This is a genomic window from Citrobacter meridianamericanus (genome assembly GCF_041320245.1).
GTDB lineage: Bacteria > Pseudomonadota > Gammaproteobacteria > Enterobacterales > Enterobacteriaceae > Citrobacter > Citrobacter meridianamericanus.
Genome location: NZ_CP101036.1, coordinates 4,718,275 through 4,744,503, shown reverse-complemented (window position 1 = coordinate 4,744,503; position 26,229 = coordinate 4,718,275). Strand labels below are relative to the sequence as shown.

Genomic DNA, 26,229 nt, shown 5'->3' with positions numbered 1-26,229 from the left:
TGGCAATGGGGGATTTTTGAGCTTTGCACCAATGACAGAAAAGGTAATGTAATGATTTTAGGTGGTTTTACGCTATGGGGTTTATTGTAATTTATTGATTTAGTTAACATTGAGTATTTTTCGTCGCACTGCTTAATTATCCACTCTTTAAATATGGTAATTATTTGCGTACTGCATCACATTTAATCAAATTTAATCTTGTTGTGATTACTTTTGAAAATTACAGTGAGTGGACAACATCCTGGGCATCTGGAAAGCCCGGCAACTTCGTCTACTGGAGATCGTTATGGAGATCCTCTACAACATCTTTACCGTCTTTTTTAATCAGGTTATGACCAACGCCCCGCTGTTGCTGGGTATTGTGACCTGTCTTGGCTATATCCTGTTGCGTAAAAGTGTCAGCGTTATCATTAAAGGCACGATCAAAACGATTATCGGTTTTATGCTGCTGCAGGCGGGGTCTGGCATTCTCACCAGCACGTTCAAACCGGTGGTGGCGAAGATGTCCGAGGTTTACGGTATCAACGGTGCGATTTCCGATACCTATGCTTCCATGATGGCAACCATCGAACGTATGGGGGATGCCTATAGCTGGGTAGGGTATGCCGTGCTGTTGGCGCTGGCGCTAAACATTTGTTACGTACTGCTACGGCGGATTACCGGTATTCGCACCATCATGCTGACCGGGCACATCATGTTCCAGCAGGCGGGCCTGATCGCCGTTTCTTTCTACATCTTTGGCTATTCCATGTGGACGACCATCATCTGTACAGCGGTGCTGGTGTCGCTCTACTGGGGCATTACCTCCAATATGATGTACAAGCCTACCCAGGAAGTGACCGACGGTTGCGGTTTTTCCATCGGTCACCAGCAGCAGTTTGCCTCGTGGATTGCCTACAAAGTCGCGCCTTACTTAGGTAAGAAAGAGGAGAGCGTGGAAGATCTCAAGCTGCCAGGTTGGCTGAATATCTTCCATGACAACATCGTTTCTACCGCGATTGTGATGACCATTTTCTTCGGCGCTATCCTGCTCTCTTTTGGCATTGATGTGGTTCAGGCGATGGCGGGTAAAACCCACTGGACGGTCTATATCTTGCAAACTGGTTTTTCGTTCGCCGTCGCTATTTTTATCATCACTCAGGGCGTACGCATGTTCGTTGCTGAACTTTCAGAAGCGTTCAACGGTATCTCTCAGCGTTTGATTCCCGGCGCGGTGCTGGCCATCGACTGCGCGGCGATTTATAGCTTTGCTCCTAACGCGGTGGTCTGGGGTTTTATGTGGGGCACCATTGGCCAACTGATAGCAGTGGGCATTCTTGTGGGCTGCGGCTCCTCCATCCTGATTATCCCAGGCTTTATCCCGATGTTCTTCTCGAACGCCACTATTGGCGTATTTGCTAATCACTTTGGCGGCTGGCGAGCGGCGCTCAAGATTTGCCTGGTGATGGGGATGATCGAAATCTTCGGCTGCGTCTGGGCGGTGAAGCTTACCGGTATGAGCGCCTGGATGGGCATGGCGGACTGGTCAATTCTGGCGCCGCCGATGATGCAGGGTTTCGCCTCCATCGGCATCGTGTTTATGGTCGTCATTCTTCTGATTGCACTGGCTTATATGTTTTTCGCAGGGCGCACGTTGCGCGCTGAGGAAGACGCAGAAAAACAACTGGCAGAACACTCTGCTTAAAAAGGAGTTCCGATTATGACCGTACGTATTCTGGCTGTATGTGGCAATGGGCAGGGCAGTTCCATGATCATGAAAATGAAGGTGGATCAGTTTTTAACCCAGTCAAATATCGACCATACGGTAAACAGCTGTGCCGTGGGGGAATACAAAAGTGAACTGAGCGGCGCAGATATCATCATCGCCTCTACCCATATTGCCGGCGAGATTACCGTATCTGGCAATAAATATGTTGTCGGCGTGCGCAACATGCTGTCTCCCGCCGATTTTGGACCAAAACTGCTGGAAGTGATCAAAGCGCATTTCCCACAGGACGTGAAGTAAGGACACGCCATGAAATTACGTGATTCGCTGGCAGACAATAATTCAATCCTTTTACAGGCTGAGGCCAGCACCTGGCAGGAAGCGGTAAAGCTTGGCGTGGATCTGCTGGTTAAGGCTGATGTGGTTGAACCACGTTACTACCAGGCGATCCTCGACGGAGTCGAGCAGTTTGGTCCGTACTTTGTGATCGCACCCGGTCTGGCGATGCCGCACGGTCGCCCGGAAGAAGGCGTCAAAAAAACGGGCTTCGCGCTGGTAACGCTGAAAACTCCGCTGGTGTTTAACCACGAAGATAACGACCCGGTCGATATCCTGATAACGATGGCGGCAGTTGATGCCAACACGCATCAGGAAGTAGGCATCATGCAGATCGTGAATCTGTTTGACGACGAAGCCAATTTCGACCGTTTACGCGCCTGCTGCACCGCGCAGGAAGTGCTGGATTTAATTGATAACGCCACCGCGGCGGCTGTTTAAAAGGATACCAAAATGTCATTACCTATGTTGCAGGTTGCGCTGGACAACCAATCAATGTCTTCCGCGTATGAAACGACGCGTCTGATTGCCGAAGAGGTCGATATCATTGAGGTGGGTACTATTCTTTGCGTGGCAGAGGGCGTTCGTGCCGTTCGCGATCTGAAGGCGCTTTACCCGCATAAAATTGTGCTGGCGGACGCTAAAATTGCCGACGCGGGCAAAATCCTCTCCCGCATGTGTTTCGAAGCCAACGCAGACTGGGTAACCGTCATCTGCTGTGCCGATATCAACACCACCAAGGGTGCTCTGGCGGTGGCGAAAGAATTTAACGGTGACGTACAGATTGAACTGACCGGCTACTGGACCTGGGAGCAGGCGCAGGAGTGGCGTGACGCGGGTATTGGGCAAGTTGTCTATCACCGCAGTCGTGATGCGCAGGCGGCAGGCGTGGCGTGGGGAGAGGCGGATATCAGCGCGATCAAGCGTCTGGCCAATATGGGCTTTAAAGTTACCGTGACCGGCGGTCTGGCGCTGGAGGACCTGCCGTTGTTCCAGGGGATCCCTATTCACGTCTTTATCGCTGGTCGCAGCATTCGCGACGCCGCTTCTCCGGTTGAGGCCGCACGTCAGTTCAAACGTTCCATCGCCCAGCTGTGGGGATAAGGAGCGGCTATGCTGTCGAAAGAGGTCCCGCTCGGTATTTATGAAAAAGCGCTCCCTGGCGGGGAGTGCTGGCTGGAACGCTTGCAACTGGCGAAGGAACTGGGCTTTGACTTTGTCGAAATGTCGGTTGATGAAACCGACGCACGCCTGGCGCGCCTTGACTGGTGTCGCGAGCAGCGACTGGCGCTGGTGGCGGCTATCGCCGAAACCGGGATACGCGTACCGTCCATGTGCCTGAGCGCCCACCGTCGTTTCCCGCTTGGCAGCGAAGATGATCGGGTGCGCGAACAGGGGCTGGAGATTATGCGTAAAGCCATTCAGTTTGCGCAGGATATCGGTATTCGCGTTATTCAACTGGCGGGTTACGACGTCTATTACCAGCAGGCCAATAACGAAACGCGTCGTCGGTTTCGCGATGGACTAAAAGAGAGCGTGGAGATGGCGAGCCGTGCGCAGGTGACGCTGGCGATGGAAATCATGGATTATCCGCTGATGAATTCGATCAGCAAGGCGCTGGGTTATGCTCACTATCTCAACAATCCGTGGTTCCAGCTGTATCCCGATATTGGTAATTTGTCGGCGTGGGACAACGACGTGCAGATGGAGCTGCAGGCTGGGGTAGGCCATATCGTCGCGGTACACGTGAAGGATACTAAACCAGGTGTATTCAAAAATGTGCCGTTTGGTGAAGGGATCGTTGATTTCGAGCGTTGTTTTGTGACGCTCAAACAGAGTGGATACTGCGGGCCATACCTGATTGAGATGTGGAGTGAAACAGCGGACGATCCGGCACGTGAAGTCGCGAAAGCGCGCGATTGGGTGAAAGCGCGTATGGCCAGCGCAGGTCTGATGGAGTCGGTGTAATGCAAAAACTTAAACAGCAGGTTTTTGAAGCCAATATGGATCTGCCACGCTACGGGCTGGTGACATTTACCTGGGGTAACGTCAGTGCCATCGACCGTGAACGTGGGCTGGTAGCGATCAAGCCCAGTGGTGTCGCCTACGAGCACATGACTGTTGATGATATGGTGGTGGTCGATATGTCAGGGAAGGTGATAGAAGGCGGCTTTCGTCCTTCTTCCGATACCGCCACCCACCTGGCGCTCTACCAGCGTTATCCGTCGCTGGGCGGAGTCGTGCATACGCACTCTACTCATGCCACTGCCTGGGCGCAGGCAGGGCTGGCGATCCCGGCTCTGGGAACCACTCACGCGGACTACTTCTTTGGCGATATTCCCTGTACCCGGGCATTGACGGAAGAAGAAGTGCAGGGCGAGTATGAGCTGAATACTGGCAAGGTGATCATTGAAACGCTGGGCAATGTAGAACCATTACATTCGCCGGGTATTGTGGTGTATCAGCACGGTCCGTTTGCCTGGGGTAAAGATGCTCACGATGCGGTACACAACGCGGTGGTCATGGAAGAAGTGGCGAAAATGGCGTGGATTGCGCGTGGCATTAACCCGGCGCTCAGTCCCATCGACAGTTACCTGATGAATAAGCACTTCATGCGAAAGCACGGCCCAAATGCCTATTATGGCCAGAAGTAAGAAAAAACGTTCCGGAGCCAACTCTTCATGGGGATGAGATCGGTCTGGCTTCAGGACTTTTTTGCAAAAAAAAGCCCCCGATAAGGGGGCAAATCAAACTGTGGCAATATTCTCGTTGGTTATTTCTGGTGCTAGCGATAAATATCTGCACTGGCATGCATATTTCCGTTACTACCGGGTTCCCTGGTGAGGATCACGTGATAGTAGGTTGCGCCTTGTACATCGGTTTCTTCATTCAGGGCCTGAGTGGCTTCACTTTCAGTGGCGAAGTTATGATTTATGTAAATAACGCCTAAGCTCTGCACATCATCCATATTCCTGGCCTGATGATTGTCAATTTTGATGGCTGCCGTTGCATTTGCACTGAGCAAAAGTACAGCCAGAAGGGGCAAAATACGGGCTCGCATATGTACCTCCTCGATTGCGGTCTCTGGTTAGCTCTCTCCTGTGAGTGGATAACTTCTGATTTAATTTTAACCGCTCCCGGCGCAGTCGATAGCGACCATTTCTGATGCAGTTGTTCAAAAAATTACCGCAAAGCCATCTTTTCTTTAATTAACAATCAGCTGAAGCCTTCCGCTGCGGTTAAAAATACCTGCCTTGCGCGCATAAGCTCTTACCAAATAGTCAATTTAATCGGGTGAGTACGCCGTTTATAGTGAGCCGGATAATTAATATAACTTTATGATAATAAGGCAAAAACTTATGGATACTTCATTCATGGATTTCAGCTACTTTGTGATTATGTTTATGGTCGCGCTGGTGGCAGGCTTTATTAATGTAGTGTCGGGCGGCGGTGGTTTTCTCTCTATTGGCGCTCTCTTAATTTCTGGTTTACCCCCCGCCAATGCGCTGGCAACCAATAAAATTCAGGCGTTGGGCAGCTCGCTGACCTCCGGAATTTACTTTTTACGCCGGGGACATATTAATGTGCAGGAACACAAATATGTCTTTTTATCTGCCTTTATCGGTTCTGCGTTGGGCACGACGCTTATCCAGTTTATTGAACCAGAAGTGTTGAAGAAACTGCTGCCGATCCTGATTATTGCGGTCGCCATCTACTTTATTTCTGCGCCTAATCTTAGCGAACCGAAAAGAAAGCAGCAGGTATCCCTGTTTCTCTTCTCGTTGATCTGCGGGGGAGGAATTGGGTTTTATGATGGTTTTCTCGGTGCCGGAGCAGGCTCCTTTTATACGCTCTGCTACATCCTGCTGTGGGGATACAGCATCGATAAGGCGCAAATTCACTCGAATTTTATCAACCTGGCGTCGAACATCGCCTCGATTCTGTTCTTCATTTTCGGCGGTAAAATGATCTGGTCGCTGGGGCTGGTGATGTTTGCTGGTCAGTCCCTTGGCGCACGTCTTGGCGCGACGGTGGTACTGACGCGCGGGAAGAAAGTTATCCGGCCGATGATTGTCGTTGTCTCCATTTGTATCAGCATCAAAATGCTGCTTGATATGTATTAATTGCGGCATGGTAAATAATCGTACAATCACCTTGAGTTTAGCGGCTGACCCCAGTATTATGACGCGTCATTTTTCAGCCGACCTTTAACACGTTCCTTGCCTCCATGGGCCTCGGCTGACCCAGACAGGAGGCTGAATAATCCGTAAGGAGCAATTCGATGCGTCATTACGAAATCGTTTTTATGGTCCATCCTGACCAGAGCGAACAGGTTCCGGGTATGATCGAACGCTACACTGCTGCCATCACTGGTGCAGAAGGCACGATCCACCGTCTGGAAGACTGGGGCCGCCGTCAGCTGGCTTACCCGATCAACAAACTGCACAAAGCTCACTACGTTCTGATGAACGTTGAAGCGCCGCAGGAAGTGATCGATGAGCTGGAAACTACCTTCCGCTTCAACGATGCCGTTATCCGCAGCATGGTTATGCGTACTAAACACGCTGTTACCGAAGCATCTCCGATGGTTAAAGCGAAAGACGAGCGCCGTGAGCGTCGCGATGATTTCGCTAACGAAACCGCAGATGATGCTGAAGCTGGGGATTCTGAAGAGTAATTTCTGATGACCAACCGTCTGGCGTTGTCCGGCACCGTGTGCAGGGCTCCCCTTCGAAAGGTCAGTCCATCAGGAATTCCTCATTGCCAGTTCGTGCTTGAGCATCGTTCTGTGCAGGAGGAAGCCGGGTTTCACCGGCAGGCGTGGTGCCAAATGCCCGTTATTATTAGCGGACACGAAAACCAGGCCATTACTCACAGTATAACGGTCGGTAGCGCAGTGACCGTTCAGGGGTTCATCTCTTGCCACAAGGCAAAGAACGGCCTGAGCAAAATGGTTCTGCATGCCGAGCAGATTGAATTGATAGATTCTGGAGACTAGCCATATGGCACGTTATTTCCGTCGTCGCAAGTTCTGCCGTTTCACCGCGGAAGGCGTTCAAGAGATCGACTATAAAGATATCGCTACGCTGAAAAACTACATCACCGAAAGCGGTAAGATTGTCCCAAGCCGTATCACCGGTACCCGTGCAAAATACCAGCGTCAGCTGGCTCGCGCTATCAAACGCGCTCGCTACCTGTCCCTGCTGCCGTACACTGATCGTCATCAGTAATCGGTCACGGTCCATTAATACGACTTTGAGAGGATAAGGTAATGCAAGTTATTCTGCTTGATAAAGTAGCAAACCTGGGTAGCCTGGGTGATCAGGTTAACGTTAAAGCGGGCTATGCTCGTAACTTCCTGGTACCACAGGGTAAAGCTGTTCCTGCTACCAAGAAAAACGTTGAATTTTTCGAAGCGCGCCGCGCTGAGCTGGAAGCTAAACTGGCTGACGTTCTGTCCGCTGCTGAAGCTCGTGCTGAGAAAATCAACGCACTGGAAACCGTAACCATCGCGTCTAAAGCTGGCGACGAAGGTAAACTGTTCGGTTCCATCGGTACTCGCGACATCGCTGACGCTGTAACTGCAGCTGGCGTTGAAGTTGCTAAGAGCGAAGTTCGTCTGCCGAACGGCGTTCTGCGTACCACTGGTGAGCACGAAGTGAGCTTCCAGGTTCACAGCGAAGTGTTTGCTAAGCTGACTGTAAACGTAGTTGCAGAATAAGTTTTTATTCTGATAACCGCGTAAAAGCGCCGGCCCTGTGCCGGCGTTTTGCTTTTCTGTTTCCCCCCGCTTTTCGCTCTGGCTATTCTTTATCCTTTTCGGGATAATCATAAAAATAAAACATTATTTCAAAGTGGTGATGGAATGGAACCAACGCACCAACCTCTGTTTGCGCGTAAAAATGTTGTCTACCTGAGCGCGGCGTTTTGCTGCCTGCTGTGGGGGAGCGCCTATCCGGCTATAAAAAGCGGATATGAGATCTTCCAGATTGCCACGGATGATATTCCCTCAAAAATTGTCTTTGCCGGCTATCGCTTCCTGTTTGCGGGATTATTGCTGCTACTGTTGGCGATGGCGCAGCGTAAACCGATTGGCCGGTTAAGCCCGCGTCAATACGGTCAGCTCACGCTGTTGGGACTGACGCAAACCTCGCTGCAATACATCTTCTTCTATATTGGCCTGGCGTTCACGACGGGGGTAAAAGGCTCCATCATGAATGCGACCGGGACCTTCTTCAGCGTGCTGCTGGCCCATTTTATCTACCATAATGACAAACTGAGCTACAACAAAGCACTGGGCTGTATCCTCGGCTTTGCTGGGGTGATGGTGGTGAACTTTAGCAGCGGAATGGATTTTAGTTTCAGCCTGTTAGGTGACGGTTCAGTGGTGATGGCCGCCTTTATTCTTTCGGCCGCCACGTTATACGGTAAACGCATTTCTCAGACGGTAGATCCGACGGTAATGACGGGGTATCAACTGGGCGGTGGCGGTCTGGCGCTGGTTATCGGCGGCTACGCTTTTGGGGGCTCGTTGACCTTACATGGCGCATCTTCAGTGGCGATTCTGGGCTACCTGACGTTACTCTCTTCGGTCGCCTTTGCCTTGTGGAGTATTCTGCTCAAGCATAACCGCGTGGGGATGATTGCGCCGTTTAACTTTCTGATCCCGGTTTCGGGAGCGGTGCTGTCGGCGATATTCCTCGGCGAAAACATTCTCGAATGGAAATATGCGCTGGCGCTGGTGCTGGTTTGTTCAGGGATCTGGTGGGTGAATAAGGTGAAGCGCTGATGCTTCACCTTGATGCCTGATGGTGCTGTGCTTATCAGGCTTACATGTGTGCTGCTTAACGGGCGCGAATAAAACTGCCGTTCGGCTGGCGGGTAAACAGTACCTGCTGGCCATTACCGGTATCGATGGTTAACCCGGTCACCACGCCATTGGCATTCTGCCTGATCTGCACCATCTGACCGTCTTTCAGATTACTTAGCGGTTTTCCTGCACCTTCAACCTGCGCCATTGCATACACATCGGTTGGCGGGAGGTTATGGTCACGGAAGACCTGGGCCAGCGTTTTGCCCGAGTCGACGCGATAAGAACGCCACTGTTGCTCAATTCCGTTATCCTGTTGGAAAGGTTGCGTCTGCGGCTGAGATTGCTGAACCTGCGGCTGCGCGTCCGGTTCTCCTTCCTGAATCGGTTCCGGTGCAACCGGAGCGACCTGGCCGGGATCGTTTTGCGGGGCCACTAACTGTGCCTGAAGCTGAGCCTCGGTTGGCGGTTGCGACTGTGACTGTAAATCCAGTTGGGCAGTACGCGTCACCACAGGGGCATCAGTAGTGTCACTGGAAGGAAGCAGGAAACCGATCACCAGCACGATAGCAGCAATAATAATGCCGCGTCGGTGCATAGGCGGTAGCGGGTCCATAATGCGAAAATTGTCCGGTGCATGCCAGATTTTCGCCAGGGTTGGTTTTAATTCAAAGCGCCCGGGCATGGCTTTCCTCCTGCTCCGCGTCTCGTTCCTCGATCATAGAGTATAGATGGCTAACGCTATGATGTTCGTCATATTACCCGCTTTCGTGACGTCAACGCGGGATATTCCTATTGTTTATGTTTCCTCGCGATTTGTCATCTGTTCCCGAGACAAAGTTTTACCGGATGCAGCATGGCTGATATGCTGCCCGCTACTTTACATCCGATGAAAGGAAATATGATGGCTAACCCGACTTTTGACACTATCGAAGCGCAAGCAAGCTACGGCATTGGTTTGCAGGTAGGACAACAGCTGAGCGAATCCGGACTGGAAGGACTGTTGCCTGAAGCGCTGGTAGCGGGTATCGCTGACGCGCTGGAAGGTAAGCACCCAGCAGTGCCGGTCGATGTTGTGCATCGCGCACTGCGTGAAATCCACGAACGTGCTGATGCAGTACGTCGCGAGCGTTTCCAGGCTATGGCGGCTGATGGCGTCAAATATCTGGAAGAAAACCGTGAGAAAGAGGGTGTGAACAGCACTGAATCCGGTTTACAGTTCCGCGTTCTGACTCAGGGCGAAGGTGCTATTCCGGCGCGTACTGACCGCGTTCGCGTTCACTATACCGGTAAACTGATCGACGGTACCGTGTTTGATAGTTCTGTCGCACGCGGTGAACCGGCTGAATTCCCGGTTAACGGCGTTATCCCTGGCTGGATTGAAGCGCTGACCCTGATGCCGGTAGGTTCCAAATGGGAACTGACTATTCCTCAGGAACTGGCTTACGGCGAGCGTGGCGCTGGCGCGTCCATCCCTCCGTTCAGTACGCTGGTGTTCGACGTTGAGCTGCTTGAGATCCTGTAAGCAGTGAACTCTGTTCCCCCGAGGCCGGGGGAGCAAAAAATAGCGTGAAAAGCTATTGTTACGTCGATGTCGAGATTTTATCTTGCAAATGCCGCATCAGCGTGTATTTTTGTGAACTGTTTCGCGCTATCAGAGTGATATGACACTCACTTTAAACATTAAATTAACATTATATCTAAATCTTAGTATTCATCCCGCCAATTCTTACCTAATATCGATGAGTCCTGATAACAGGATCGTCGTATCATCGACACACTAAAGGCCGTAGAGCCTGAACAACACAGACAGGTACAGGAAGAAAAAACATGGTAGATCAGGTAAAAGTTGACGCCGCTGAAGAGGCATCGACTGAACAGTCGCTACGGCGCAATCTCACAAACCGTCATATTCAACTTATTGCCATTGGTGGTGCTATCGGCACCGGCCTGTTTATGGGCTCAGGTAAAACTATCAGCCTCGCCGGGCCGTCGATCATCTTTGTGTATATGATCATCGGTTTTATGCTGTTTTTCGTGATGCGGGCAATGGGGGAATTGCTGCTCTCGAATCTGGAGTACAAATCGTTTAGTGATTTCGCCTCCGACCTGCTCGGGCCATGGGCCGGATATTTTACCGGCTGGACCTACTGGTTCTGCTGGGTCGTTACCGGGATGGCGGACGTTGTCGCCATTACGGCGTATGCACAATTCTGGTTCCCCGAGCTGTCAGACTGGGTCGCCTCGCTGGCGGTGATCGTGCTGCTTCTGAGCCTCAACCTCGCCACCGTAAAAATGTTTGGGGAGATGGAGTTCTGGTTTGCGATGATCAAAATCGTCGCCATCATCGGCCTGATCGTCGTCGGTCTGGTGATGGTATTGACGCACTTCCAGTCGCCAACCGGCGTTCAGGCATCATTTACGCATCTGTGGAATGACGGTGGCTGGTTCCCGAAAGGTCTGAGCGGCTTCTTTGCTGGCTTCCAGATAGCTGTGTTCGCGTTTGTGGGTATTGAGTTGGTGGGAACGACCGCTGCGGAAACCAAGGATCCGGAGAAATCTCTGCCGCGCGCCATTAACTCGATTCCGATCCGTATCATCATGTTCTACGTTTTTGCGCTGATTGTGATTATGTCCGTCACGCCGTGGAGCTCGGTCGTGCCAACCAAGAGCCCATTTGTTGAATTGTTTGTGCTGGTTGGTTTGCCTGCCGCAGCGAGCCTGATCAACTTTGTGGTGCTGACTTCAGCGGCCTCTTCTGCAAACAGCGGCGTGTTCTCGACAAGCCGTATGCTGTTCGGCCTGGCACAGGAAGGCGTTGCGCCTAAAGCGTTTGCCAAGCTGTCTAAACGCGCAGTTCCGGCGAAAGGTTTAACCTTCTCCTGTATCTGTCTGTTGGGCGGCGTGGTGATGCTGTACGTGAACCCGAGCGTAATTGGCGCGTTCACCATGATCACTACCGTGTCGGCGATTCTGTTCATGTTCGTCTGGACCATCATTCTTTGCTCGTACCTTGTGTACCGTAAGCAACGTCCGCACCTGCATGAAAAATCAATCTACAAGATGCCGTTAGGCAAGCTGATGTGCTGGGTATGTATGGCGTTCTTCGTCTTCGTACTTGTGCTGTTGACGCTAGAAGATGATACCCGTCAGGCGTTGATGGTGACACCGCTGTGGTTCATCGCGCTGGGTCTGGGCTGGTTGTTTATCGGTAAGAAACGTATGGCAGGTATGCGTTAAGCGTTGCCATCTCGGGCACAAAAAAGGCCACATAAACAGTGGCCGAATGCGGACTTCAGGAAGGCGCTCTCGGGCGCCTTTTTTATTCACCTGCGAGGGCACGCGGGAACAACACATTGTTTTCCAGACTGATGTGTTCCATCAGGTCGTCGATCATTTCGTTAATGCCGTTATACATGGCTTTCCAGGTGGTGCAGGCTTCTGGCGGCGGCGTCACGTTGTGGGTGATATGCTTGATTACTTCCACCAGTTCACCCGCATCGTCATGCTCGCTTTCCATCACGCTGATTGGCCCCATCGCCTGGCTACCCATGCCCTGTTTGATCATCGGGAACAGGATCTGCTCTTCTTTCATCATGTGGCTGGACAGCTCTTCATGCAGCATGGTCAGGTTTTTCGCCAGACCGCGCGGTACGTTCGGTTTGTCTGCGTGAACGCGTTCAACTTTAGTGGCCTGCAGAATCAGTTCCGGCAGCTGTTCACGGTGTCGGTCATGATAACGCACAACGATATGGTCAATGATTTCAGCCAGCGCCACGGTACGCCAGTCTTTTTCCAGCGGCTGCTCAGCGAGTTTTGCCAGTTCGGATTCGATGGCTTCGACATCCAGCTCTTTACGCGCGGCAGCGCGTGCCAGCGTTTGCTTACCGCCGCAGCAGTAATCCATATCGTATTTACGAAACAGGGCCGAAGCGCGAGGAATAGAGAGCGCCAGTTCACCTAAAGGTTGATCGCGATAAGACATTGCCGTTACCTCATTCTCAATAATATAAGATGCATTTTAAATACAAGTTATGGTGAAGGATATAACCCTTTCGGGGTGGGGTTTTTTGTGATGAATGTCACAAGAATTTCTTATTTCGTTAAGGTGCTGAATCTTATTGGAAAGGAGGGGGACGGCGAAAAAAGCCACGCGACAGTGTTAAATAAGCGCACGCCGCTGCCGATAGTTAGACCTCAGACAATACCTGCATAATAAAAGGCTACAGATGTTCAAACGAATTAAAGTGATAACCTTACTTATCACTGTGTTACTCGCCCTGGGCGCAATGCAGCTCATCTCCGCGGGCGTGTTTATTGGCGCGCTCAATAATGATAAACAAAACTTTAACGTCTCGCAGCTTTCCAGCCAGAACGTGGCTGAGTTTACCGATGCGTGGATTAGCCTGAACCAGGCTCGTGTTACGCTCAACAGGGGCATGCTGCGTTTACAGGGAACGATGGCCAGCGATATCAATGGTGGTCAGTTGAAGGAACTGGTGAACACGGCAAATCGTCTGTTGGCCGAATCGAAAGAGCATTACGATACCTACTACGCCTTGCCGGAAACGCCGGGACTGGATGAGCATCTGGCCGATCGACTGGAAGAACAGTACGGTATCTATTCTGCAACGCTGGCTAAAATGAACGCGCTGCTGGCTGAAGGTAAGCTGGAGGAGATGTTCAAACAGAATGCCGAGCAAAAGCAAACGGCGATGCAGGCCGTTTATCGGGAATGGCGTAGCGCGCAAACGGCGCTGGCCACTGCCGGAGTGCAGGACAATGAAAGTGATTATCAGAAGATAATCTGGTTGCTGTCCGCAGTGATGCTAATTGTTGTCGGCGTGATTATCGCCAGCTGGCTGGCGATGCAGCGAGTGTTACTCAAGCCGCTCCACGAAGTGATGGCACATATTCGCCACATTGCCGCGGGTGATTTGACGCACCGCATCAACGCCGATGGCAGTAATGAAATGGCGCTGCTGGCAGGCAACGTCCGCGAGATGCAGCAGGCGCTGGCGAATACGGTCAGCGTAGTGCGTGACGGGGCTGACACCATCTATACCGGTGCGGGTGAAATTGCCGCTGGCAGTAACGATCTCTCTTCACGTACCGAGCAGCAGGCCGCTTCTCTGGAAGAGACCGCTGCCAGCATGGAACAACTCACCGCGACCGTGAAACAGAATGCGGATAACGCGCGTCAGGCGACCAGTCTGGCAAAAAACGCCTCACAGACGGCGCAAAAAGGCGGAACAGTGGTTGATAGCGTGGTGCGTACTATGGATGAGATCGCTACCAGTTCCAGCAAAATCGCGCAAATTACCAATGTTATCGACGGCATAGCTTTCCAGACCAATATTCTGGCGCTGAACGCGGCGGTAGAAGCGGCGCGAGCGGGTGAACAGGGGCGTGGCTTTGCAGTAGTTGCAGGCGAGGTTCGCACGCTGGCGCAGCGTAGCGCTCAAGCAGCGAAAGAGATTAAGGCGCTGATTGATGACTCGGGGAATCGGGTCAATGCCGGTACAGCGCTGGTTCATGAAGCGGGTGAAACGATGGCGGAAATTGTCAGCGCCGTGACTCGCGTGACCGATATTATGGGCGAGATTGCCTCGGCCTCTGATGAACAGAGTCGGGGTATCGATCAGGTAGGCCAGGCGGTGGCTGAGATGGATCGCGTCACGCAACAAAACGCCTCGCTGGTGGAGGAGTCTGCTTCCGCTGCCGCTGCGCTCGAAGAGCAGGCTGCACGATTGAATCAGACAGTGGCGGTGTTTAAAGTGTCGCGTCGGATGACGGCGTAAACGCCTTATCCGGCCTGCAAGGTATTATTCCCCAGGCCGGATTAGCGGAGCGCCATCCGGCACATTATGATTGTGGTACCACGACAACGCTGGGTTTCTGCGGCTTGGCTCTGACGGCTATCACTACCCCAACCATCAGCAGCGCAATGCCGCTTATCGTCAGCAACGGCGGAAATTCCTGGCGCAGTATAAAGGTGTACAACAGGCCTGCCAGTGTTTCAAACACAATCAGCGGACCGAGGATCACCGTCGGCAGCTTCTGGCTGGCGACGTTCCAGCACAGTGCGCCAACCCACGAACACAAGACCGCAATGGCTATCATCAGGCCGATAAACACGCCCGGACGCGGGCCGAAGGGCAGAGCGAAGTCCGGCGTTTGCCCGTTCAGCCAGAGGCAGGCGGCAATATAACCGAACAGGGATACAGGCAGCGTCACCAGTGCCTGGGCCGTCGCCCACATCATTGGGTGCTTATCCGGATTTTCGCGTAGCCAGCGGGCATTACGCAGTGCATACCACGCCCAACACACCACCGAAATCAGCGCCAGCGCGATGCCAGAGCCATATCGCCAGCCGCTAAAGTCGGGGAGGCCCTGATTCAGCTCCGAAATATTCACGCACAGCAGACCCATGCCAATTAACACCAGCGCAGGCGACAAACGCCACCATGATAATTTGCCGTCGCGTTGGCTATAGAGCAGGTTAGCGAAGATCGGGATCACCACCGGCAAGGTACCGATTATCATGGTTGAGACCGGTGCTCCGGTGCGCTGGATGGCACTTGCCAGACAAACGTAATAGACCAGGTTACCCATCATCGTTAGTGCCAGCGCCGTTATCCAGTCTTTACGCGTCAACTGGCGCAGGCGCACACGCCCCAGCCAGGCGATCGGCAACGCTATCAGCCCCAGCGCCAGATAACGCCCCATCGACTGTAACACCGCCGGGTATTCCGGTACGATCAGCGGCCCAACAAAAATTAATCCCCACATCAGCCCTGCCAGCAGGGCATACAACACGCCGCTAATCATTTTTGACATCCACATCGCTTAACAATAAGTCGAGTGTAGGCAGGAAAAATGCCGCGGTATTGTATGAGATTGCTGATCAGCGCCGGACGACTTGTTTCTGATAACGCACCGGCGTAATGCCGTAGCGATGGGTAAACGCGCGGGTGAGATGCGACTGGTCGGTGAGGCCGGTTGCGGCGGCGACCTCTGCGGCGGGCATACCGTGAGTGAGAAAACCTTTAGCTCGCCACAGGCGGATCGCCATCAGCATCTGGTGCGGCGTGACGTGGAAATGCAATTTGAACTGGCGCTGAAAATGCCAGGGACTCAGCGATGCCACCCGCGCCAGTTCGTCGAGCGTGACCGGGTGCATATAGTTATCGTGCAGATACTCGCGGACTCGTTCAAAGCGATGCGCCCCCTCCGGCAATACCGGCGCATGGCGGGCCAGCGGTTGGAACGTGTCGATCAGATCGAGTAATAATCCTTTTTGCGCCAGCGGATCTTCCGTGTTCCACAGACCGTGGATCAATGAACAGATCTGACGCGAGCGCAGCGGATCGTGACGGGTAACGTCATGGAACCACCAGTGGCGGATCCCGGTGACCTCCTCCAGAAGATCGGGTTCAAGATAGATCATCCGATAGCGCCAGCCGTCGGCGGTTTCGGCTTCGCCGGTGTGCAGCTCATCGGGATTCATGGTGACGACGGACTGGGCGGGGGCCACGTACTGCGTGCCGCGATAGCGAAAGCGTTCGGCTCCGGCTTCTATCGCGCCAATACCAAACGCTTCATGAGTGTGCGGCTCAAAGGCGTAACGCGAGATATGCGCATGATACAACTCAACGCCGGGCACCTGCGCCAGATGGCGAAAGCGGGCGCTGTCTTTCTCATCAATAAACTGCTCAGGTACACCTTGCACGTTTTCTCTCCCCACGCATCATTCTGTCATTATCAGAGAGGATGCGCGGGGATGCCACCACAATTAACTAATTTTTAACATTTGCACGATGCCTTTGACGCTGTCAGCCAGCGATGTGGTCGGGCGACCAATCAGTTTGCTCAGCGTATGGCTGTCGTCGAACAGACCGCCTTTGGAGGCGCCAGTGTCTGAGTCAGCCAGCATGTCCGCCAGTCCGGCAGGTAGACCAAAGCCCTTCAGCGCAGCGGCAAAGTCAGTTTCGCTCAGGTTCTGATACACCACTTTTTTACCGCTCTGTTTTGCCAGTTCGGCAGCCAGTTGGCTCAGTGTCCAGCCGTCATCGCCCGCCAGCTCATAGATTTTACCGGCGTGACCGTCTTCGCTGATGACGTGCGCGGCAGCGGCGGCGTAGTCGGCACGGGTCGCCGAGGCGATTTTGCCCTCACCTGCCGCGCCAATAAAGATGCCATGTTCCAGCGCGGCCGGGGCGCTGGCGAGATAGTTTTCGGTGTACCAGCCGTTACGCAGTAGCGCGTACGCGATACCGGATTCAGCCAGCATCTTCTCGGTTGCGACATGCTCGTCAGCCAACCCCAGCGGGGAAGTGTCGGCATGTAGCAGGCTGGTGTAGGCGATAAATTTCACGTGGGCAGCTTTTGCCGCGTTAATTACGTTGCGATGCTGTGGGGCGCGTTGTCCCACTTCGCTCGATGAGATCAGCAGTAGCTTGTCGATACCCTGTAGGGCAGTTGTAAAGGCGGCTTCATCGCTGTAATCCGCCTGACGAACGGTAATGCCCTGCTGGCTAAGCGCCGTCGCTTTCGCAGGGTTACGTACAATGGCCACAATGTGGCTGGCAGGAACGGTTTTCAGCAAAGTTTCAATAACGTGTTGGCCCAGTTGGCCGGTGGCGCCGGTAATCGCGATCATGGGGTGACTCCTTGGTATTGGTCTTGTGTTTAATCACGCTAACACCTAAACTTACTTTTAGTAAGTACGCACAAAAAGGTAAGTATGAAAATGGCCACACCCACGCTTTCTCAGCAGTTACGCGATGGCAACTTGTTCGCCGAGCAGTGCCCCTCCCGCGAGGTGTTAAAACACGTCACCAGCCGCTGGGGGGTGTTGATTCTGGTGGCGCTGCGCGACGGTACGCACCGTTTTAGCGATCTGCGCCGTAAGATGGGCGGCGTCAGTGAAAAGATGCTGGCGCAATCCCTGCAGGCGCTGGAGCAGGACGGGTTTATCAACCGGGTATCGTATCCGGTCGTACCGCCGCATGTGGAGTATAGCCTGACGTCGTTGGGGGAGCAGGTGAGCGATAAAGTCGCCGCACTGGCGGACTGGATAGAACTTAATTTGCCGCAGGTGCTGGCGCAGCGGGAAGAGCGGGCGGCGTAAAGTATTGCCGGATAAGACGCAGTTGCGTCACATCCGGCACGAAAATTACTTACTCAAATCCAACTGATAAATCGCAAAACCAATGTCATCGGTCGCGACTTTTTTCAGCGGATATTGTCCTTTCTCTTTGATAAACGCGGCGGCCTTCTCGGTTGGTGATGTTTCAAAGCGAATATCCAGTTTGGTATCGCTGTGAATCGGCGCCAGACGCCAGTTGTTATCCGCTGCCGGATGTATTTCACCGGCGCGCTTCGTCTCGGCACCTATCCATGCCGCCAGCACCGATCGGTTTTCATCCGGTGATGCAAATGCGATGTGGCTGTCGCCAGTTCCGGCAAACTTACCACCGTAGGCACGGTAGTTATTCGTCGCGACGAGGAAGGTGGCATTTGGATCGACAGGTTTGCCGTTGAAGGTCAGATTTTTAATACGCTCTGCTTGCGGATTGATGGTCTGGCATTCACCGTCATAGCGGGCGGGTTGCGACACATCAATCTGGTAATTTACGCCGTCAATCACGTCGAAATTATAGGTACGGAAGCCGTCCCAGTTAATCAATGACTGTGGTTTGCTGCTGTGGATATCAATCTGATTAAACTGTCCGGCGGAACATTCCAGCCACTCTTTCACCTCTTTACCGCTGGCTTTCACCACCACCAGCGTATTGGGATAGAGATACAAATCGGCGGCGTTACGGAAGGTGAGCTGGCCTTTTTCGACTTCGACAAAGCTGGCCGGATCGTTCTTGCGTCCACCGACCTTAAACGGCGCGGCGGCGGAAAGTACCGGTAGTTTTGCCAGATCCGGATCGCCCTGAATAAAGTGTTCCACATAGGCTTTCTGCGCGTTGTTCACCACCTGTACGGTCGGGTCATCCTGTACCAGCGCCAGATAGCTGTACATATTGTCGGCGGATTTACCGATCGGTTTGCTGACAAACTCACGCGTGGCGTCGTGATCGGCTTTCAGGATCTCAACGATTTTTTTGTCTTCTGCTGCCAGTGATTTTTTCGCTGCCGCGTCATAAATCGGACGTGCTTCGGCTTTCGCCTGGGTGACCTGCCATTTACCGCTGTCGTTATTCAGCACTAAATCCACCACCCCCAGATGATCGCCCCACATGCCCGGCATCACCGCAGGAACGCCATTGAGTGTACCTTTTGTGATATCTGCGCCTTTGATGTTGGCAAAGTCTTTACCGGGGAAAACAGCGTGGGCGTGACCAAACATAATGGCATCCACGCCCGGGACTTCACTGAGGTAGTAAACGGAATTCTCTGCCATAGTCTGGTATGGGTCGGCAGAAAGCCCGGAGTGAGCAACCACCACCACCACATCGGCACCCTTGGCTCGCATTTCTGGCACGTATTTACGTGCGGTTTTGGTGATGTCATTCACCGTCACTTTGCCGCTGAGGTTGGCTTTATCCCAGGTCATGATCTGCGGCGGTACAAAACCGATATAGCCTATCTTCAGCGTCTGCTTGTTCCCTTGCTGGTCGACAACCTCAGTGTCTTTGATCAGATAAGGCGTAAATAGCGGTTTTTTGGTCTTAACGTCGATGATATTGGCGTTAACGTAAGGGAATTTCGCTCCGGCTAGTGCGTTGTGCAGATACTCAAGACCGTAGTTGAATTCATGGTTGCCGAGGTTACCCACCGCGTAATCCAGCGTGTTTAGCGCCTTATAGACCGGGTGAGTTTCGCCCGCTTTCAGCCCCTTGGCTGCCATATAATCCCCGAGTGGACTGCCCTGAATCAAATCGCCGTTATCAACCAGCACGCTGTTTTTGACTTCACCACGCGCAGCGTTGATAAGGCTAGCCGTACGCACCAGGCCAAACTTTTCAGTCGGTGTATCTTTGTAATAATCGAAATCCATCATATTGCTATGTAAATCAGTGGTTTCCATTATCCGCAGATCGACGGTCGCGGCATTCACGCTGGCTGCAATCAGCGTGGCCAGAAGCGTTGCACTAAACTTAATCATCAGGGGCATCCTTTTAAGATCTAAGCCACAAAAGAAAATGTATATAAATCTTCTTGCTTACAGAACTGTGAATCATGACATGAATATAGCGTTTAAAACCGCAGACGCTATCACAGTTGGCGGATCCCCTGGCGATCGGGTATAAGTAAAACAACGAGTTAACACCACGAAAGAAACGAGGTGGAGAATGTTAGAACATGTATGCCAGCTTGCACGGAACGCGGGCGATGCCATTATGCAGGTCTACGATGGAATCAAACCGATGGAGATTACCAGCAAGCAGGATGATTCTCCGGTCACAGCGGCGGATATCGCCGCGCACAAGGTGATCCTCGAGGGATTATTGGCGCTGACGCCGGATATTCCCGTTCTGTCTGAAGAAGCACCTCCTGGCTGGGATGTCCGCCAGCACTGGCAGCGCTACTGGCTGGTAGACCCGCTGGACGGTACCAAAGAGTTTATTAAGCGTAACGGTGAATTCACCGTCAATATTGCGCTGATCGAGAACGGAAAGCCGGTACTGGGCGTGGTTTACGCCCCGGTAATGAAAGTAATGTACAGCGCGGCAGAAGGTAAAGCGTGGAAAGAAGAGTGCGGCGTGCGCAAACAAATCCAGGTTCGTGATGCGCGTCCGCCGCTGGTGGTGATTAGCCGCTCGCATACCGACAATGAGTTAAAAGAATATCTGCAACAGTTGGGTGAGCACCAGACCACCTCGATTGGTTCCTCGCTGAAGTTCTGCCTGGTGGCGGAAGGGCACGCACAGCTGTACCCGCGTTTTGGGCCCACTAACGTATGGGATACCGCCGCAGGCCACGCGGTTGCCGCCGCAGCCGGAGCGCACGTTCACGACTGGCAGGGGAAACCTCTGGACTACACCCCACGTGAATCGTTCCTCAACCCCGGCTTCCGCGTTTCTATTTACTGAGTAATTTGTGCAGCAGGGCAATCACCTGCTGCACCTCTTCCTGCGTTAATGCGCCATCTTTTGCCCACTGCACGCGTCCGTCCTTGTCGAGAACGACAATTGCTGAACTCTCTTCATCAAGTTGCCAGGCCTTACGCGCAATGCCATTGCTGTCGACAATAAATTGTGACCACGGGTAGAGCTTCTTATTACTCTCCAGACTGCTGCGCACAAACATTCCGGAGCCTGGGATGGCGTCATCGGTGTTGACGATCGTAGTGGTCTGGTATTTATCGTGCGGTAAATTGGCCGCTTTGATGGCCTCGATCAGTGTCGCATTTTTCTCTTTGGCGGAGGTGCGCCCGGCGATGTGCTGCACAATACGGACTTTGCCGGGCAGTTGCGCGCTATTCCAGCTTTTGTAGCTAAACTTATCGTTATCGAGAATCAGTTCGCCGCGATCGGCGATTCCCACCGGCGGTACGCGCTGGTTAGTTTCGAACGAATGCGCGGAGGCAATCATCGGCAGCAGCAGGCACGATAGCGCCAGCAGTTTTCGTAAGGTCATGGGTTTTCCTTTTTCTTTGTTTGCAGGTGATCCGACCACTTGGGTCTGGAATTTAATCATATGTGCGATTGCTGCTTTTTCCCGCAAGCGCGATGCCAGTTTGCGGACGGGCGCACAAATCCTGCGAAAAATGAAGGCTTATACTGAAGACAACGAAGCGTTGAAAAGATAATTCTGAATAATTGTAACTTGAAGGTAAATAAACTTATACACGCTGGAAACATCAACGAGATAGTCTATAGTCATAGGGCATTAAAATTTGCGCCTGAGGATTGTCGGACCGATTGTGGTACCGCTAAGGCGTAATGCTCAGCAGGAGACAACAATGAAAATTTTCCAACGATACAACCCGCTGCAGGTGGCGAAGTACGTGAAGATCCTGTTTCGTGGACGGTTATATATCAAGGATGTAGGCGCTTTTGAATTTGATAAGGGTAAGATTCTTATCCCAAAAGTGAAGGACAAACTGCATTTTTCCGTGATGTCCGAAGTTAACCGTCAGGTCTTGCGTCTGCAAACTGAGATGGCTTGATCAAAGTGCTATGCGGTAGTTAAAAAAACGGCTCCTGGATGGGAGCCGTTGATGTTTTTGTCAGGCGTTAAGACGCCTTCGCCTCTTCTTTTGCATCCGGCAGTTTTGGTACCAGAACAGTAGGTTTGCTGTCCAGTCGCGTTACCAACAACTGATCGATCTTGTAGTTATCGATATCCACCACTTCAAATTTGTAGCCAGAATACTTCACCGAGTCGGTGCGTTTCGGGATTTTACGCAGCATGAACATCATAAAGCCGCCGATGGTTTCATAGTTGCCGGACTGCGGAAACTCGTCGATATCCAGTACGCGCATAACGTCATCAATCGGCGTACCGCCATCAACTAACCATGAGTTTTCATCACGCGCCACAATCTGCTCTTCCAGACCCTGGCCAACTAAATCGCCCATCAGCGTGGTCATCACGTCATTGAGCGTGATAATTCCCACCACCAGCGCGTACTCGTTCATGATGACGGCAAAATCTTCGCCTGCGGTTTTGAAGCTTTCCAGCGCTTCCGAGAGCGTCAATGTATCCGGAACAATCAACGTATTGCGAATCTGTACGCCGCTGTTCAGCGCCATGCTTTGATTCGCCAGTACGCGGTTGAGGAGATCCTTTGAATCAACATAGCCAATGATGTGGTCGATATCTTCGTTACACACCAGGAACTTGGAGTGCGGATGTTCCGCCACCTTGTTCTTCAGGCTTTGCTCATCTTCGTGGAGATCGAACCAGATAATATTCTCGCGGGAGGTCATAGAAGACGGTACGGTACGCGATTCCAGTTCGAACACGTTTTCAATCAGCTCATGTTCCTGCTTACGCAAAACACCTGCCAGCGCACCGGCTTCGACCACGGCGTAAATGTCGTCCGAAGTGATGTCGTCTTTTCGTACCATTGGGATCTTAAACAGGCGGAAAATGTTATTTGCCAGACCGTTGAAGAACCACACCAGCGGGCGGAAGACCAGCAAGCAGAAGCGCATCGGGTTGATGATACGCAAAGCCACAGCTTCTGGCGCAATCATACCGATGCGTTTCGGGGTTAAATCCGCGAACAGGATGAACAGGCCAGTAACCAGCGAGAACGACAGAATAAAGCTTAACTGTTCGGACAGCTCTGGGGCGAAGTATTTTGAGAACAGGCTGTGAAAAGCCGGGGAGAATGCCGCATCACCGACTATACCGCCGAGAATAGCGACCGCGTTAAGGCCGATTTGCACGACGGTAAAAAACATGCCGGGGTTTTCCTGCATCTTCAAAACACGCTGTGCGTTCACGCTGCCTTCATCGGCAAGCAGTTTAAGTTTGATTTTGCGTGATGCAGCAAGCGAGATCTCTGATATCGAGAAAAACGCACTCACGGCGATCAGGCAGAGAATGACTAAAATACTGTTTAACATATCTTATCCGACCGTTAAGGCCAGATCCTCGGAAGGGATAAATTGATAAATCCGTGTGAAATACACATTGAAAACCGGTCCGAAGGGAGTGGACCGGTAATTTCAGAAGCTAGTATAGCGTAAGGTACTGTAAAGTCGCCAGAGGAGCTTTTTTGGCCTTATCCAGCGGCGTTAAGCCTGCGCACCATCTGCATCTCTTTTTCGCTATAAGGTGAGCCATCCGGCTTCAGCACATCATGGAACCATAGCTGCGCCGTCGTTTCGTTAAGCGGGATATCCGGCCACGGTAACCAGGTTTGTGTTTTCCCCTGTACCAGCCCCCAGTGAAAGCTGGAGACACGCTGAGCACGAAATAGCGGCAGTTGTTCTTCTATTCGGCTATTGACATGACGTGCCAGCCACTCGGTACAAAAGAGCGGCCTGCCAAATTCGGCCAACTGCGACAGAAGAGACCGCTGGCCAGGGGTATCGACATAGGCATGGTAGCTAATCACATCGGAAAGCCTCAGCGCGGCTATATCAACAGGATGCGTAAACGCACTCCCGCACGCCGCGCGATCGTCAATATGCCAGGCTGCTACGGTCAACGGTTGAGAGGGGGACTCCTGTCGAGCCCAGCCAAACAGATGGGTCATCAAGGTTAAGGCGTAGATTTCCAGCCTGTCGTCATAGCGGGAAAATTCGCCGGTATGACAAAAAATCCCGCCGTTGCCAGGCTCATTATATAAATCCCAGACGCTGATGCGTGAGTCATGGCAAAAGTAACGGATGACATCTCTCACGTAAGCTTCAATTTGCGGCCAACAGCGTCGGTCCAGCACGCAGGCGCGCCCAGGGCTACCCGCTGCCTGGCTGTTGTGAATGCCGGGAACCGGCGGTTTTTGCTGACCGATAAACGGCTCATCGCCGGAAAAGGCGCAGTCGTCGAGCAGCGTCAGCATCACTTTTATACCGTGGCTATGGGCAATGCTCAGGAAGAGGTCGATGCGCCCGAGAAGGCCGTCACGGTCATGCTGCCAGACGGTAAACGGTAAATTTGTTCGTAGCTGGTTATAACCATACAGGCTGGCCCAGCCGAGTTCCTGATCGATAGTGTTGCTATCGAAACTCTCTGCTTGCCACATTTCGAGCCAGTTAACCGCGGTGCGCGGTAAGTAATTAAAACCGCAGCCCCAGGGTTGCTGTTGATACCAGCTTTGCGCCCGTGCTTTGTTCCATGGGTTATACATGATGCGCTCCTTATTCTGCATCTGAGAGACTGACGCGTCCCATCGCACGTTGCGTAGCGCTGCCACCCCAAACTTCATCGTACTCGTAGCCAGTGAGTTGTTTGATCACCATCCGAGTTTCTTCATCGCAGTCGCGGTAGTTGCCACCCAGCTTGCGGCGGGCGATCTCTTTAAGCAGGACTTTGTGCGTTTCGCGGGTGAGTTTGAATTTGTAGGTGGTGTAGAAACTCACCGCCAGCAGTGCCGAGGTAGCAAAGATCATCAATCCGATTATGGCGTGAAGCGCGCTTGCTGGCTGTGCGCCGCTGCCTTTTATAAAGCCAGACTCTTCCAGCACCATGCCGATAAGCAAAATAGCGATTGCCACGGTACTTTTGCGGGTGAGTACCATAACACCTGCAAAAATCCCTTCTCGGCGCTGTTGGGTAACCATTTCGTCGATATCAGGAATAAAGCTGTAGATATTCCATGGGATATAGTAAAGACCGGAACGCGCCATACCGAGTAGAATAAATACCGCCGAGAACAGAATATTGGATACCTGGGTTTCAGTGTAATAAATAATAAATAAAAATAGTAGTACGCTAAATATACAGGTGTAAGAAAGACGTAGTGCCGCTGACGGGGTGATATTGAGTTTGTTCAGTAATAGCATAAATCCATAGGTGCCAAACACTGAAGCAAAGGCGGCAATACTTAACCAGCCAGAAACGGAGGCTGCATCCTGGCTTAAACAATACACCACGTAATAGGTGAAAACCGAGCCGAATACATCCATGGCGGTAAATGAGAAAATATAAATAATGATATGCAGGCGAAATGCCCGAATGCGGAATGCCGAAAACAGATCGAGTACTAAATATTTAAGGTGATTCAGTAGACCGCTATTTCGTTGCAAGTCAGCCTGAAATGTCTCTTCCTGAACGTCTTTGGCTTCCCATGTACATCGCCAGGTTATAAACACGGCAAGACAGAACACGGCGGAAAAAATCAGCCCGGTTAGCGTATAGGTAAAGGGATTATCTTTGCCGGTGAACTGCATCAGGATGCCGGGTACCGAGACGGCAAGAAATCCGCCCAACTGCGAGCAGATCATGCGCACACCGGAGAGGCGACTGCGTTCTTCGTAGCGATTGGTCATCTCTGCGGCGAGGGTTTCCCACGGCACCAGCACCATCGCTGACAGCAGCTCAATTGACAGATAGGTTCCCAGGTAATACCAGTAACCCATGTCGGTCAGCCACAGCAGGGCATAGAGAAACATTAAAGGAGAACTAAGTAATAAAAAGAAGCGACGGCGGCCAAATCGTCGACCCAGCCACGTGTTGCCAAAGTTATCGGTGATGTAACCCATAATTGGACTAAGTACGGCATCAATTACGCGGGCAATAGCAAATATTGAGCCTGCTTCCAGCACGCTTAAACCGCAGTAGGTGGTATAAAAAAATAAAAGCCAGGTTCCGATAATGGCGAAAGCACCGCCGCCAAATAAATCAGTAATGCCATAGCCGATCGCTACACCATAACTGACTCTGCGTTCAGTTGGTTTGACCATAATATTTTCCAGTATGTAGGGTATTTGTACTCCGGTATTATCCGGCTGATGTTATT

General features: G+C 52.2%; 30 protein-coding genes. 19 read left to right on the top strand and 11 right to left on the bottom strand.

The features are described 5' to 3' along the window. The first annotated feature begins 286 nt into the window (after positions 1-286). Genes ulaA through NMD08_RS23065 form a run of 6 tightly spaced genes read left to right on the top strand, consistent with a single transcriptional unit; the run spans position 287 to position 4,695 of the window. On the top strand, positions 287-1,684 hold the full coding sequence (gene ulaA, locus NMD08_RS23090; RefSeq protein ID WP_151217364.1) for a PTS ascorbate transporter subunit IIC: 1,398 nt from the start codon (positions 287-289) through the stop codon (positions 1,682-1,684). Positions 1,685-1,699: 15 nt separating this feature from the next. After that, on the top strand, positions 1,700-2,005 hold the full coding sequence (ulaB, locus tag NMD08_RS23085) for a PTS ascorbate transporter subunit IIB (RefSeq protein WP_003025655.1): 306 nt from the start codon (positions 1,700-1,702) through the stop codon (positions 2,003-2,005). A gap of 9 nt (positions 2,006-2,014) precedes the next feature. Beyond that, positions 2,015-2,482, top strand: a complete 468-nt coding sequence (gene ulaC, locus NMD08_RS23080) for a PTS ascorbate transporter subunit IIA (RefSeq protein WP_151217366.1) — start codon at positions 2,015-2,017, stop codon at positions 2,480-2,482. Positions 2,483-2,494: 12 nt separating this feature from the next. Further along, positions 2,495-3,145, top strand: coding sequence for a 3-keto-L-gulonate-6-phosphate decarboxylase UlaD (ulaD, locus tag NMD08_RS23075; RefSeq protein ID WP_151217368.1), 651 nt, complete (start codon positions 2,495-2,497; stop codon positions 3,143-3,145). 9 nt (positions 3,146-3,154) lie between these two features. Continuing rightward, positions 3,155-4,009 (top strand): L-ribulose-5-phosphate 3-epimerase, encoded by an 855-nt coding sequence (locus tag NMD08_RS23070; protein WP_151217370.1) that lies wholly within the window; start codon positions 3,155-3,157, stop codon positions 4,007-4,009. Continuing rightward, entirely contained in the window at positions 4,009-4,695 is a 687-nt protein-coding gene (locus NMD08_RS23065; protein WP_151217371.1) for an L-ribulose-5-phosphate 4-epimerase, read from the top strand. Before NMD08_RS23070 ends, NMD08_RS23065 begins: the two co-directional genes overlap by 1 nt. 131 nt (positions 4,696-4,826) lie before the next feature. Here the strand turns inward: NMD08_RS23065 and yjfY are convergent, their stop codons facing one another. Further along, complete coding sequence (yjfY, locus tag NMD08_RS23060) at positions 4,827-5,102, bottom strand: DUF1471 family protein YjfY (protein ID WP_151224466.1); 276 nt, start codon at positions 5,100-5,102, stop codon at positions 4,827-4,829. 298 nt (positions 5,103-5,400) lie between these two features. On the opposite strand from yjfY, the gene NMD08_RS23055 reads away from it, so the two are divergent. The 6 genes from NMD08_RS23055 (at position 5,401) to NMD08_RS23030 (ending at position 8,831) form a co-directional block, all read left to right on the top strand. Further along, a complete protein-coding gene (locus NMD08_RS23055; RefSeq protein WP_151217375.1) occupies positions 5,401-6,165 on the top strand; it encodes a TSUP family transporter in 765 nt (254 codons plus the stop codon). Between the two features lie 158 nt (positions 6,166-6,323). Further along, positions 6,324-6,719, top strand: coding sequence for a 30S ribosomal protein S6 (gene rpsF / locus NMD08_RS23050; RefSeq protein ID WP_003025672.1), 396 nt, complete (start codon positions 6,324-6,326; stop codon positions 6,717-6,719). A gap of 6 nt (positions 6,720-6,725) precedes the next feature. Beyond that, positions 6,726-7,040: a primosomal replication protein N gene (gene priB / locus NMD08_RS23045; RefSeq protein WP_003025674.1), complete on the top strand. Its 315-nt coding sequence runs from the start codon at positions 6,726-6,728 to the stop codon at positions 7,038-7,040. 4 nt (positions 7,041-7,044) lie between these two features. Beyond that, on the top strand, positions 7,045-7,272 hold the full coding sequence (gene rpsR, locus NMD08_RS23040) for a 30S ribosomal protein S18 (RefSeq protein ID WP_000135199.1): 228 nt from the start codon (positions 7,045-7,047) through the stop codon (positions 7,270-7,272). Positions 7,273-7,313: 41 nt separating this feature from the next. Beyond that, complete coding sequence (rplI, locus tag NMD08_RS23035) at positions 7,314-7,763, top strand: 50S ribosomal protein L9 (RefSeq protein ID WP_003025676.1); 450 nt, start codon at positions 7,314-7,316, stop codon at positions 7,761-7,763. Between the two features lie 144 nt (positions 7,764-7,907). Further along, complete coding sequence (locus NMD08_RS23030) at positions 7,908-8,831, top strand: DMT family transporter (protein WP_187253612.1); 924 nt, start codon at positions 7,908-7,910, stop codon at positions 8,829-8,831. A 55-nt stretch (positions 8,832-8,886) separates the two neighbouring features. Here NMD08_RS23030 and NMD08_RS23025 read toward each other — a convergent pair whose 3' ends face one another. Next, positions 8,887-9,537, bottom strand: a complete 651-nt coding sequence (locus NMD08_RS23025; protein ID WP_151224468.1) for a LysM-like peptidoglycan-binding domain-containing protein — start codon at positions 9,535-9,537, stop codon at positions 8,887-8,889. 219 nt (positions 9,538-9,756) lie between these two features. Between NMD08_RS23025 and fklB the strand changes: the two genes are divergently transcribed. After that, the gene (gene fklB / locus NMD08_RS23020; RefSeq protein WP_003025685.1) at positions 9,757-10,377 is read left to right on the top strand and encodes an FKBP-type peptidyl-prolyl cis-trans isomerase; all 621 of its coding nucleotides are present in this window, start codon (positions 9,757-9,759) and stop codon (positions 10,375-10,377) included. 305 nt (positions 10,378-10,682) lie between these two features. Further along, positions 10,683-12,092, top strand: a complete 1,410-nt coding sequence (gene cycA / locus NMD08_RS23015; RefSeq protein ID WP_151217380.1) for a D-serine/D-alanine/glycine transporter — start codon at positions 10,683-10,685, stop codon at positions 12,090-12,092. 82 nt (positions 12,093-12,174) lie between these two features. Here the strand turns inward: cycA and ytfE are convergent, their stop codons facing one another. After that, positions 12,175-12,837 (bottom strand): iron-sulfur cluster repair protein YtfE, encoded by a 663-nt coding sequence (ytfE, locus tag NMD08_RS23010; protein ID WP_151217382.1) that lies wholly within the window; start codon positions 12,835-12,837, stop codon positions 12,175-12,177. 244 nt (positions 12,838-13,081) lie between these two features. Between ytfE and NMD08_RS23005 the strand changes: the two genes are divergently transcribed. Further along, positions 13,082-14,653: a methyl-accepting chemotaxis protein gene (locus NMD08_RS23005; protein WP_187253613.1), complete on the top strand. Its 1,572-nt coding sequence runs from the start codon at positions 13,082-13,084 to the stop codon at positions 14,651-14,653. A gap of 64 nt (positions 14,654-14,717) precedes the next feature. Here the strand turns inward: NMD08_RS23005 and NMD08_RS23000 are convergent, their stop codons facing one another. The 3 genes from NMD08_RS23000 to NMD08_RS22990 form a co-directional block, all read right to left on the bottom strand. After that, positions 14,718-15,683: a DMT family transporter gene (locus tag NMD08_RS23000; RefSeq protein ID WP_151217489.1), complete on the bottom strand. Its 966-nt coding sequence runs from the start codon at positions 15,681-15,683 to the stop codon at positions 14,718-14,720. A gap of 76 nt (positions 15,684-15,759) precedes the next feature. Beyond that, positions 15,760-16,584 (bottom strand): AraC family transcriptional regulator, encoded by an 825-nt coding sequence (locus NMD08_RS22995; RefSeq protein WP_151224470.1) that lies wholly within the window; start codon positions 16,582-16,584, stop codon positions 15,760-15,762. Positions 16,585-16,647: 63 nt separating this feature from the next. Next, a complete protein-coding gene (locus tag NMD08_RS22990) occupies positions 16,648-17,514 on the bottom strand; it encodes an SDR family oxidoreductase (RefSeq protein ID WP_370619156.1) in 867 nt (288 codons plus the stop codon). Positions 17,515-17,604: 90 nt separating this feature from the next. Here NMD08_RS22990 and NMD08_RS22985 point away from each other — a divergent pair, with 90 nt between their 5' ends. Next, entirely contained in the window at positions 17,605-17,985 is a 381-nt protein-coding gene (locus NMD08_RS22985) for a helix-turn-helix domain-containing protein (RefSeq protein WP_005134463.1), read from the top strand. 45 nt (positions 17,986-18,030) lie between these two features. Here the strand turns inward: NMD08_RS22985 and cpdB are convergent, their stop codons facing one another. Continuing rightward, positions 18,031-19,974, bottom strand: coding sequence for a 2',3'-cyclic-nucleotide 2'-phosphodiesterase (gene cpdB / locus NMD08_RS22980; RefSeq protein WP_370619154.1), 1,944 nt, complete (start codon positions 19,972-19,974; stop codon positions 18,031-18,033). Positions 19,975-20,161: 187 nt separating this feature from the next. On the opposite strand from cpdB, the gene cysQ reads away from it, so the two are divergent. Continuing rightward, complete coding sequence (gene cysQ, locus NMD08_RS22975) at positions 20,162-20,902, top strand: 3'(2'),5'-bisphosphate nucleotidase CysQ (protein WP_187259206.1); 741 nt, start codon at positions 20,162-20,164, stop codon at positions 20,900-20,902. Here the strand turns inward: cysQ and NMD08_RS22970 are convergent. Further along, on the bottom strand, positions 20,892-21,449 hold the full coding sequence (locus NMD08_RS22970; RefSeq protein WP_370619152.1) for a YtfJ family protein: 558 nt from the start codon (positions 21,447-21,449) through the stop codon (positions 20,892-20,894). The two genes, cysQ and NMD08_RS22970, sit on opposite strands and share 11 nt — an antisense overlap. Here NMD08_RS22970 and NMD08_RS22965 point away from each other — a divergent pair. Beyond that, the gene (locus tag NMD08_RS22965) at positions 21,448-21,621 is read left to right on the top strand and encodes a hypothetical protein (protein WP_370619150.1); all 174 of its coding nucleotides are present in this window, start codon (positions 21,448-21,450) and stop codon (positions 21,619-21,621) included. The genes NMD08_RS22970 and NMD08_RS22965 overlap by 2 nt on opposite strands. Positions 21,622-21,774: 153 nt before the next feature. Then, complete coding sequence (locus NMD08_RS22960) at positions 21,775-21,981, top strand: DUF1107 domain-containing protein (protein WP_003025710.1); 207 nt, start codon at positions 21,775-21,777, stop codon at positions 21,979-21,981. A 67-nt stretch (positions 21,982-22,048) separates the two neighbouring features. Here NMD08_RS22960 and NMD08_RS22955 read toward each other — a convergent pair whose 3' ends face one another. From NMD08_RS22955 to NMD08_RS22945, 3 genes are all read right to left on the bottom strand, one after another. Beyond that, complete coding sequence (locus tag NMD08_RS22955; protein WP_151217392.1) at positions 22,049-23,389, bottom strand: hemolysin family protein; 1,341 nt, start codon at positions 23,387-23,389, stop codon at positions 22,049-22,051. Between the two features lie 158 nt (positions 23,390-23,547). Further along, on the bottom strand, positions 23,548-24,618 hold the full coding sequence (locus tag NMD08_RS22950; protein WP_370619148.1) for a 1,4-beta-xylanase: 1,071 nt from the start codon (positions 24,616-24,618) through the stop codon (positions 23,548-23,550). A gap of 10 nt (positions 24,619-24,628) precedes the next feature. Beyond that, positions 24,629-26,173 (bottom strand): MFS transporter, encoded by a 1,545-nt coding sequence (locus NMD08_RS22945; RefSeq protein ID WP_151217394.1) that lies wholly within the window; start codon positions 26,171-26,173, stop codon positions 24,629-24,631. Positions 26,174-26,229 lie beyond the last annotated feature (56 nt).

Bases quoted from the DNA above. Each gene is read 5' to 3' on its own strand.
- NMD08_RS22965 (WP_370619150.1), top strand. From the start codon at position 21,448: ATGGGTTTTCCTTTTTCTTTGTTTGCAGGTGATCCGACCACTTGGGTC.
- rpsR (WP_000135199.1), top strand. From the start codon at position 7,045: ATGGCACGTTATTTCCGTCGTCGCAAGTTCTGCCGTTTCACCGCGGAA.
- NMD08_RS22950 (WP_370619148.1), bottom strand. From the start codon at position 24,618: ATGTATAACCCATGGAACAAAGCACGGGCGCAAAGCTGGTATCAACAG.
- rplI (WP_003025676.1), top strand. From the start codon at position 7,314: ATGCAAGTTATTCTGCTTGATAAAGTAGCAAACCTGGGTAGCCTGGGT.
- ulaA (WP_151217364.1), top strand. From the start codon at position 287: ATGGAGATCCTCTACAACATCTTTACCGTCTTTTTTAATCAGGTTATG.
- NMD08_RS23065 (WP_151217371.1), top strand. From the start codon at position 4,009: ATGCAAAAACTTAAACAGCAGGTTTTTGAAGCCAATATGGATCTGCCA.
- NMD08_RS23030 (WP_187253612.1), top strand. From the start codon at position 7,908: ATGGAACCAACGCACCAACCTCTGTTTGCGCGTAAAAATGTTGTCTAC.
- NMD08_RS23070 (WP_151217370.1), top strand. From the start codon at position 3,155: ATGCTGTCGAAAGAGGTCCCGCTCGGTATTTATGAAAAAGCGCTCCCT.
- ytfE (WP_151217382.1), bottom strand. From the start codon at position 12,837: ATGTCTTATCGCGATCAACCTTTAGGTGAACTGGCGCTCTCTATTCCT.
- yjfY (WP_151224466.1), bottom strand. From the start codon at position 5,102: ATGCGAGCCCGTATTTTGCCCCTTCTGGCTGTACTTTTGCTCAGTGCA.
- NMD08_RS22985 (WP_005134463.1), top strand. From the start codon at position 17,605: ATGGCCACACCCACGCTTTCTCAGCAGTTACGCGATGGCAACTTGTTC.
- NMD08_RS22960 (WP_003025710.1), top strand. From the start codon at position 21,775: ATGAAAATTTTCCAACGATACAACCCGCTGCAGGTGGCGAAGTACGTG.
- cycA (WP_151217380.1), top strand. From the start codon at position 10,683: ATGGTAGATCAGGTAAAAGTTGACGCCGCTGAAGAGGCATCGACTGAA.
- NMD08_RS23025 (WP_151224468.1), bottom strand. From the start codon at position 9,537: ATGCCCGGGCGCTTTGAATTAAAACCAACCCTGGCGAAAATCTGGCAT.
- fklB (WP_003025685.1), top strand. From the start codon at position 9,757: ATGGCTAACCCGACTTTTGACACTATCGAAGCGCAAGCAAGCTACGGC.
- NMD08_RS22955 (WP_151217392.1), bottom strand. From the start codon at position 23,389: ATGTTAAACAGTATTTTAGTCATTCTCTGCCTGATCGCCGTGAGTGCG.
- NMD08_RS23005 (WP_187253613.1), top strand. From the start codon at position 13,082: ATGTTCAAACGAATTAAAGTGATAACCTTACTTATCACTGTGTTACTC.
- NMD08_RS23055 (WP_151217375.1), top strand. From the start codon at position 5,401: ATGGATACTTCATTCATGGATTTCAGCTACTTTGTGATTATGTTTATG.
- cysQ (WP_187259206.1), top strand. From the start codon at position 20,162: ATGTTAGAACATGTATGCCAGCTTGCACGGAACGCGGGCGATGCCATT.
- NMD08_RS22945 (WP_151217394.1), bottom strand. From the start codon at position 26,173: ATGGTCAAACCAACTGAACGCAGAGTCAGTTATGGTGTAGCGATCGGC.
- ulaD (WP_151217368.1), top strand. From the start codon at position 2,495: ATGTCATTACCTATGTTGCAGGTTGCGCTGGACAACCAATCAATGTCT.
- rpsF (WP_003025672.1), top strand. From the start codon at position 6,324: ATGCGTCATTACGAAATCGTTTTTATGGTCCATCCTGACCAGAGCGAA.
- NMD08_RS22970 (WP_370619152.1), bottom strand. From the start codon at position 21,449: ATGACCTTACGAAAACTGCTGGCGCTATCGTGCCTGCTGCTGCCGATG.
- NMD08_RS22990 (WP_370619156.1), bottom strand. From the start codon at position 17,514: ATGATCGCGATTACCGGCGCCACCGGCCAACTGGGCCAACACGTTATT.
- ulaC (WP_151217366.1), top strand. From the start codon at position 2,015: ATGAAATTACGTGATTCGCTGGCAGACAATAATTCAATCCTTTTACAG.
- ulaB (WP_003025655.1), top strand. From the start codon at position 1,700: ATGACCGTACGTATTCTGGCTGTATGTGGCAATGGGCAGGGCAGTTCC.
- NMD08_RS23000 (WP_151217489.1), bottom strand. From the start codon at position 15,683: ATGATTAGCGGCGTGTTGTATGCCCTGCTGGCAGGGCTGATGTGGGGA.
- priB (WP_003025674.1), top strand. From the start codon at position 6,726: ATGACCAACCGTCTGGCGTTGTCCGGCACCGTGTGCAGGGCTCCCCTT.
- cpdB (WP_370619154.1), bottom strand. From the start codon at position 19,974: ATGATTAAGTTTAGTGCAACGCTTCTGGCCACGCTGATTGCAGCCAGC.